Origin of the sequence: Actinomadura montaniterrae, assembly GCF_008923365.1 — a bacterium.
Classification (GTDB): domain Bacteria; phylum Actinomycetota; class Actinomycetes; order Streptosporangiales; family Streptosporangiaceae; genus Spirillospora; species Spirillospora montaniterrae.
On the sequence record NZ_WBMR01000324.1, the window covers coordinates 1 to 8,038 of the forward strand.

Consider the following 8,038-nt stretch of genomic DNA (forward strand, 5'->3'; position numbering starts at 1 on the left):
CGGCGCGTTCGCCCGCACCGCCCGCGACCTTGCCGTCCGCGCCGCCGCGCAGGCCGCCACCGCCGCGATCGAGGTCGTCATGGCCGACCTGCTCCGCGAGGCCCTGAAGATCGCGATGAAGGACGTGCTGCGCGACCTGGTCCTGGACGTCGCCCGCGACGTCGTCGTGGACGTGGCCCGCACCACCTGGGTCACCGCGACCCGCCCCGCGCCCGGGCCCGTCGTCGTCCGCGCCACCGCCCGCACCGTCACCACCGAGAACCTCCGGACCGAGAACCTCACCGCGGACCCTCCGGCGGAGGCTCCCACGGCCCCTCGCGCCCACCGCGACGGGCCGCGCCGGGACCCGTGGGCCGGCGCGACCGACGACCCCGGCGGCGCCCCGCCCCGCTGAAGCCGCGCTCAGAACTTCCTGAAAGATCCATGAGAAACGCCCGCCCGCGGCCGGACCCCTCACCGGCGGTGTTTACGGTGAGTGCATGGAGCCCGGCACCCCGCAGGCGGCGCCCGCCGCCCGGATACTGATCGTCGACGACGAGCCCGCCGTCCGCGAGTCGCTGTCCAGCAGCCTGGAGTTCGAGGGCTACCGGGTCGCCGAGGCCGCCGACGGCGTCATGGCCCTGGAACGCGTCGAGGCCGAACGCCCCGACCTGGTCGTGCTGGACGTGCTCATGCCCCGGATGGACGGCCTGACCACCTGCCGGCGGCTGCGCGCCGCCGGCGCCACCATGCCGGTGCTGATGCTCACCGCCCGCGACATGGTCGGCGACCGCGTCACCGGCCTGGACGCCGGCGCCGACGACTACCTCGCCAAACCGTTCGAGCTGGACGAGCTGCTCGCGCGGGTCCGGGCCCTGCTGCGGCGCAGCGCGATGAACGCCGACCCCGGCGGCGACGCCCGCCGCGACGACGTCCTGGCCTTCGACGACCTGCGGATGGACACCCTCACCCGCGAGGTCACCCGCGCCGGCCGGCCCCTCGCCCTCACCCGCACCGAGTACATGCTGCTGGAGATGTTCCTGACCCACCCCCGCCAGGTCCTCACCCGCGAGCAGATCCTCGAGACCGTCTGGGGCTTCGACTTCGAACCCGCCTCCAACTCCCTCGACGTGTACGTGATGTACCTGCGGCGCAAGACCGAGGCCGGCGGGATGCCGCGGCTGGTGCACACCGTCCGCGGCGTCGGCTACGTGCTGCGGACGGCGGCGTCCCCGTGACCGCCGGGCGGCGCCCCGGCGCGGCACGCGCCCCCAGGCGCCCGCCGGTGACGCGGCGGCTGACGCTGCGGGCCCGGATGGCGCTGCTCACCGCCGCCGCCGTCGCGCTCGCCGTCGCCGTCTGCGCCGCCGCCGGCTGGTACCTCACCCGCAACCAGCTCTACCACGAGCTGGACCGCCGCCTCGGCGCGTTCTCCGCCGGTCCGCCCGGCCCCGGCGGGCCCGGCGGACCCGGCGGCGGACCGGGCCGCATGGCGCGGATGCTGCCCGAACTGCAGGAGGCGCTGCGCGACTGCCGGTCCGTCGCGACCAGCAGCGGCACCGACGGGCGCCTGCCCGGCCCCTACGAGATCACCCAGGTCGTCGACGCGCGCGGGCGGGGCTGCACCGTCCCCGACGCCGGGTCGCTGAAGGTCACCGCCGCCGACGCCGCCGTCGCCCGCGGCGACAGCGACCGCGCCCTGCACGACGGGACCGGCGTCAACTCCAGCGGCAAGTCCGAGGACGTGCGGATCCTCACCTACCCCGCGCAGGCCTCCGACGGCACCCCGTTCGCGGTGTCGGTCGCGATCTCCCTGGACGAGGTGGAGGGGCCGCTGGACAACCTCGCGCTGCTGCTGGTCGCCGTCACCGCCCTCGGCGTGCTGGTGTCGGCCGCCGCCGGCCTGATGATCGCCCGCGCGTCGCTGCGTCCCGTCGACGAGCTGACCGGCGTCGTCGAGCACATCGCCCGCACCGAGGACCTCGGCACCCGCATCCCCGCCGAGGGCACCGACGAGATCGCCCGGCTCAGCCGCTCCTTCAACGCCATGACCAGCGCGCTGGCCGCCTCCCGGGACCGCCAGCAGCAGCTCATCGCCGACGCCGGGCACGAGCTGCGCACCCCCCTCACCAGCCTGCGCACCAACATCGACCTGCTGCTGCGCGCCGAGGCCACCGGCCGCGACCTGCCCGCCGCCGCCCGCCACAACCTGATGGTCAGCGTCAAGGCGCAGATGCAGGAGCTGTCCAGCCTGGTCGGCGACCTCCTCGAACTCGCCCGGCCCGACGAGGCCGAACCGGTCCTGGAGACCGTCGCGCTGCACGACGTGGTGGACCGCGCCGTCGAACGCGCCCGGCTGCGCGGCCCCGGCCTGACCGTCCGCGCCGACACCGAGCCCTGGTACGTGCGCGGCGACCCCGCCTCGCTGGAACGCGCCGTGGTGAACCTGCTGGACAACGCCGTGAAGTTCTCCCCGCCCGCCGGGACCGTCACCGTCCGGCTCGCCGGCGGCGAGCTCACCGTCCGCGACCACGGCCCCGGCATCCCCGCCGCCGACCTGCCGCACGTGTTCGAGCGGTTCTGGCGGTCGCCGTCGGCGCGGAGCCTGCCCGGCTCCGGGCTCGGCCTGTCGATCGTCGCCCGCGTCGTCGGCGAGATGGGCGGCCGCGTCGCCCTCGAACCCGCCGAGGGCGGCGGCGCCCTCGCCCGCGTCCGCCTCCCCGGCACCGGCGAGCCCCGCGACTGAGACACCGCCCGCACCGGGGCCCCGCGGGTTTTCTCATACCGCGTTAATCAACGGCTCAGGGGCTTCCCACACCCGGACCCGAACCTCGGTCCCATGAGTCACCTTGTCACCGAACGGGGCACGCCCGCCGGGCCGCCCCCGCCCGTGCACGACCACGGCGGGCGGGGCAGGCTGGTCGAGGTGGTCATCCCCGTCTACAACGAGGAACGCGTCCTGGCCGCCAGCGTGCGCAGGCTGCACGCCTACCTGGCCGACACCTTCCCCTACCCGTTCCGGATCACCATCGCCGACAACGCCAGCACCGACGGCACCTGGCGCGTCGCCCAGGAGCTGACCGGACGGCTGGACCGCGTCGACGCCGTCCACCTGAGCCTCAAGGGACGCGGACGGGCCCTGCGGCACGTGTGGGGCACCAGCGACGCCGACGTCGTCGCCTACATGGACGTGGACCTGTCCACCGACCTGGACGCGTTCCTGCCGCTGGTCGCGCCGCTGATCTCCGGGCACAGCGACCTGGCGATCGGGTCCCGGCTCACCCGCGGGTCCGCCGTCGTGCGCGGCCCCCGCCGCGAGGTCATCTCCCGCTGCTACAACCTGCTGCTGCGCACCACCCTCGCCGCCCGCTTCTCCGACGCCCAGTGCGGCTTCAAGGCCGCCCGCACCGAGATCGTGCAGGCACTGCTGCCGTCGGTGGAGGACGAGGAGTGGTTCTTCGACACCGAGCTGCTGCTGCTCGCCGAACGCAACGGGCTGCGCATCCACGAGGTCCCCGTCGACTGGGTCGACGACCCCGACTCCCGCGTCGACGTCGTCCGCACCGCCCGCGACGACCTGCGCGGCATGGCCCGCGTCGCCCGCCGCATGCTCACCGGCGCGTTCCGCGCCCCCGTCGGCGGCCGCCGCACCCCAGCCGCCGGCGGCCCCGGAGCCGCAGCGGGCCTGCCCGCCGGGATGGCGCGGCAGCTGCCCGCCTTCGCCGTCATCGGCGCCATCAGCACCCTCGCGCAGCTGGTCCTGTTCGTGCTGCTGCGGCTGGTCATGGGGCCGCTGTGGGCGAACGCGCTGTCGCTGGTCGTCACCACCATCGGCAACACCGCCGCCAACCGGCGCTTCACCTTCGGCGTCACCGGCACCCGCCGCGCCCTGCGCCAGCAGCTCGAAGGCGGCGCGACGTTCCTGCTCGGCCTGGCGCTGTCCACCGGCGGGCTCGCCCTGCTGCACGCCGCCGCGCCCGGCGCGTCCCGCGCCGTCGAGGTCATCGCGCTCATCGCCGCCAACGGCGTCGCGACCCTCGTGCGGTTCCTGCTGATGCGCGCCTGGATCTTCCACCCCCGCCGCCTCGGGGACCGCGACGAGGGCGCCGGCTCCCCGCACGCCGGCGCCCCCGGCACCGGCCCCCGCACCGACGTCGCGATCTCCGGGGACGGCCGCGCGCCGGCCGCCGAGGAGACCGGAGGAACCCTCTGATGGCACAGACGATCCCCGCGCCCGCCGCACCGGCCGCGGCCCCCGAGCACGGCGGCCGGATCCGCCGGCTGCTGCTCGGCGCCCCCGGCGACCCGCGCTGGGCGCGCCCGGCGCTGTGGGCGGTCCTGGCCGTCGCCGCCGCCCTGTACGCCTGGAACCTCACCTCCGGCGGCTACGCCAACGACTTCTACGCCGCCGCCGTCAAGAGCGGCACCCAGAGCTGGAAGGCGTTCTTCTTCGGCTCCCTGGACGCCGGCAACTACATCACCGTCGACAAGCCGCCCATGGCGCTGTGGGTGATGGAACTGTTCGCCCGTGTCATCGGCTTCGGCACGTGGGCGCTGCTGCTCCCGCAGGTCATCGAGGGCGTCGCCGCGGTCGCGCTGCTGTACGCCACCGTCCGCCGCGCGTTCGGGCACCCCGCCGCGCTCATCGCCGCCGCCGTGCTGGCCCTCACCCCCATCACCGTCGCGATCAACCGCGACAACAACCCCGACACGCTGCTGGTGCTGCTGCTGGTCGCCGCCGCGTGGGCGTGCCAGCGCGCCGTCGAGACCGGGCGGCTGCGGCCGCTGCTGCTGTCGGCGTTCTTCGTCGGCTGCGGCTTCAACACCAAGATGCTGCAGGCGTTCCTGGTCGTCCCCGCGCTCGCGCTGGTCTACCTGATCGCCGGACGCCCCGGGATCGTGCGGCGCCTCGGGCACCTGGTCGCCGCCGGCGCCGTGCTCGCGGTGTCGTCGTTCTGGTGGATGCTGATCGTCGACGCGATCCCCGCCGCGAGCCGGCCCTACATCGGCGGCAGCACCGACGGGACCGTCTGGGACCTGGTCATCGGCTACAACGGCCTCGGCCGCGTGTTCGGCGAGAACAACGGCCCCGGCGGCGGACGCGGCGGACCCGGCGGCGGCGCCTCCTTCGGCGGGCAGCCCGGCGCGGGGCGGCTGTTCAACGACATCGTCGGCGGCCAGATCTCCTGGCTGATCCCGTTCGCCGTCATCGCGCTGGCCGCGTGCCTGGTGCTGCTGTGGAAGCGGCCCCGCACCGACCTCGCCCGCGCCGCGCTGCTGCTGTGGGGCGGATGGCTCGCCGTCCACTACGTCATCTTCAGCTTCGCCGAAGGCACCTTCCACCCCTACTACACCACCGCCCTGGCACCCGCGATCGCCGCGCTCACCGGCGCCGGCGCCGTCCTGCTGTTCCGCGCCGGCCGCGGCGAGACCCGCTGGGACCGGCTGCGGCCCCTCGCGGGCGCGGCCGCGATCGCCGCGACCGGAGCGTGGGCGTTCGTCCTGCTGGACCGCACCCCGTCCTGGCATCCCTGGCTGCGCTGGACGATCCTCGCCGCGACCGCGGCGTCCATCGCCGCGCTGCTGCTCGCCCGCCTCACCCGCCGCGCCGGCGCCCGCGCGCTCGTGGCCGGGACCGCGCTGGCCGCCGTCGCGACACTGGCCGGGCCGGGCGCCTACGCGGTGTCGGCTGCCTCGACCGCCTCGGGCGGCTCCAACCCGCAGGCCGGGCCGTCCACCGGATTCGGACCGGGCGGCATGCGCGGCGGACCCGGCGGCATGCCGGGCGGATCCCGAGGCGGCTTCCCAGGCGGCTTCCCGGGCGGTCTCCCGGGCGGCCAGGCGCGCGGCGGCGCGCCGCAGGGCACACCGAACGGCACCGCCCCCGGCGCGCAGAACCCCGGGCAGAACCCCGGGCAGAACCCCGGGCAGGGACCCACCGCGCAGCAGGGACGCACCGCACAGCAAGGAGACCGGATGCCCTGGAACGGCGGCGCGGGCCGCGGCGGCTTCGGCGGCGGCCCCGACGGAGGCGAGGTCAGCAGCCAGATGATCTCCTACCTGGAGAAGAACCAGGGCGGCGCCACCTGGCTGCTGGCGGTGTCCAGCTCCCGGACCGCCGACCCGATCATCCTCAGCACCGGACGGCCCGTCATGGCGATGGGCGGCTTCACCGGCAGCGACCCGGCGATGACCGTCGCCAAGATGCAGAAGTACGTCAAGGAGGGCAAGCTCCGCTACGTCCTGCTCGGCGGCGGCATGGGCCCCGGCGGCGGGGACTCCTCGGTCACCGCGTGGGTGCAGAAGAACGGCACCCTGGTCGACCCTTCCGAGTACGGCGGCACCTCGACGTCCACCTCGCAGCCCGGCACCTCGCAGTCCGGCACCGCATCGTCGTCCGGCTCCACCGGCGCCCAGCTGTACAAGCTCGGCTGACCCCTGGGATATCCACCGATGACCTCCACGATCCAGGCCTCCCCGCCCGCCCACCGCACCCCGGGCGGGTGGGGAGGCCGTCCCCACCGGCTCCTGCGCCGCCTGTGGCGCGGGCCCGGCACCGACCCCGCGTGGGCGCGGCCCGCGCTGCTCGCCCTGCTCGCCGCGACCGCCGTGCTGTACCTGTGGGGCCTCGGCGCGTCCGGCTGGGCCAACGCGTTCTACTCCGCCGCCGTCCAGGCCGGCGCCACCAGCTGGAAGGCGTTCTTCTTCGGCTCCTCCGACGCCGCCAACGCCATCACCGTCGACAAGACGCCCGCCGCGCTGTGGCCGATGGAGATCGCCGCGCGGATCTTCGGGGTGAACTCCTGGAGCATCCTGGTCCCGCAGGCGCTGATGGGCGTCGCGACCGTCGCGACGCTGTACGCGGCGGTCCGGCGCCGGTTCCCCGCCTGGGCGGGGCTGCTGGCCGGGGCGGCGCTCGCGCTCACCCCGGTCGCCGCGCTGATGTTCCGGTTCAACAACCCCGACGCGCTGCTGGTGCTGCTGCTGACCGCCGGCGCCTACGCCGCGATCCGCGCCCAGGAGAACGCCAGCACCCGCTGGCTGCTGGTCGCGGGCGCGTGCGTCGGCACCGGGTTCCTGGCCAAGATGCTGCAGGCGTTCCTGGTCGTGCCGGTGTTCGCGCTGGTGTACCTGGTGACCGCGCCGACCCCGATCCGGCGGCGGCTGTGGCAGCTCGTCCTCGCCGGCGCCGCGCTCGTCGCGGCCGCGGGCTGGTGGGTGCTGGCCGTCGCGCTGGTGCCCGCCTCGGCCCGCCCCTACATCGGCGGGTCCCAGCACAACTCCGTCCTGGAGCTGGCGCTCGGCTACAACGGGATCGGCCGCCTCAACGGCGACGAGACCGGCGGGCTCGGCAACCTCAACCAGGACGCCGGCGTCGGCCGGATGTTCGGCGCCGCGATCGGCGGCCAGATCTCCTGGCTGCTGCCCGCCGCGCTGGTGCTGCTGGCCGCCGGGCTGTGGGTGACCCGCCGCGCGCCCCGCACCGACCCGGCCCGCGCCGCGCTGCTGGTGTGGGGCGGATGGCTGCTGCTCACCGGCGCGGTGTTCAGCGAGATGCAGGGCATCTTCCACGAGTACTACACCGTCGCGCTCGCCCCCGCCGTCGCCGCCCTGGCCGGGATCGGTGCCGCGCTGCTGTGGGAGCGGCGCCGCACCACCGAGGGCGCCGCGTTCCTGTCGGTGACGGTCGCCGTCACCGCCGTGTGGGCGTACGTGCTGCTGGGCCGCAATCCCGGCTGGCACCCCTGGCTCGGCCCGGCGATCGTCGTGGCCGGGCTGGTGGCGGCCGCCGCGCTCGCCGGTGTCCGGCTGCTGCGCGGGCCGCTGCTGGCCGCCGTCCTGGTGCTGGCGGCCGCCGCGTCCCTCGCGGGGCCGGCCGCGTACGCGGTGGAGACGGCCGGCACCCCGCACTCCGGGTCGATCATCACCGCCGGGCCCCGCACGTCGGGCGGCGGGTTCGGGCCGGGACGCGGCGGCCCGGGCGGCGGGCCCGGCCGGGCCGGCGGCGGCTGGAACCGCGGCCAGGGATTCGCGCCACCGCAAGGCGGCGCGCAGGCCG

The 8,038-nt window shown here is 75.8% G+C and carries 6 protein-coding genes; all 6 read left to right on the plus strand.

Features of this window, described 5'->3' with window-relative positions; genetic code table 11:
- Positions 1-394 (plus strand): hypothetical protein (locus F9B16_RS51860; RefSeq protein ID WP_192809345.1); only part of this gene is annotated, 394 nt, incomplete at its 5' end.
- Positions 395-479: 85 nt separating this feature from the next.
- Positions 480-1,217 carry a response regulator transcription factor gene (locus tag F9B16_RS47085; protein WP_151546781.1) on the plus strand — a complete coding sequence of 246 codons (738 nt, stop codon included), beginning with the start codon at positions 480-482 and terminating at the stop codon, positions 1,215-1,217.
- A 47-nt stretch (positions 1,218-1,264) separates the two neighbouring features.
- Positions 1,265-2,725, plus strand: coding sequence for a sensor histidine kinase (locus F9B16_RS47090; RefSeq protein ID WP_225992581.1), 1,461 nt, complete (start codon positions 1,265-1,267; stop codon positions 2,723-2,725).
- Positions 2,726-2,818: 93 nt separating this feature from the next.
- A complete protein-coding gene (locus F9B16_RS47095) occupies positions 2,819-4,192 on the plus strand; it encodes a bifunctional glycosyltransferase family 2/GtrA family protein (RefSeq protein WP_151546782.1) in 1,374 nt (457 codons plus the stop codon).
- Complete coding sequence (locus tag F9B16_RS47100; RefSeq protein ID WP_151546783.1) at positions 4,192-6,414, plus strand: glycosyltransferase family 39 protein; 2,223 nt, start codon at positions 4,192-4,194, stop codon at positions 6,412-6,414. Before F9B16_RS47095 ends, F9B16_RS47100 begins: the two co-directional genes overlap by 1 nt.
- 18 nt (positions 6,415-6,432) lie before the next feature.
- A partial coding sequence (locus F9B16_RS47105) for a glycosyltransferase family 39 protein (protein ID WP_151546784.1) occupies positions 6,433-8,038 on the plus strand: 1,606 nt, incomplete at its 3' end.

Excerpts from the sequence above, each read along its gene's own strand:
- F9B16_RS47100 (WP_151546783.1), top strand. The coding sequence starts at position 4,192 with ATGGCACAGACGATCCCCGCGCCCGCCGCACCGGCCGCGGCCCCCGAG.
- F9B16_RS47085 (WP_151546781.1), top strand. The coding sequence starts at position 480 with ATGGAGCCCGGCACCCCGCAGGCGGCGCCCGCCGCCCGGATACTGATC.
- F9B16_RS47095 (WP_151546782.1), top strand. The coding sequence starts at position 2,819 with ATGAGTCACCTTGTCACCGAACGGGGCACGCCCGCCGGGCCGCCCCCG.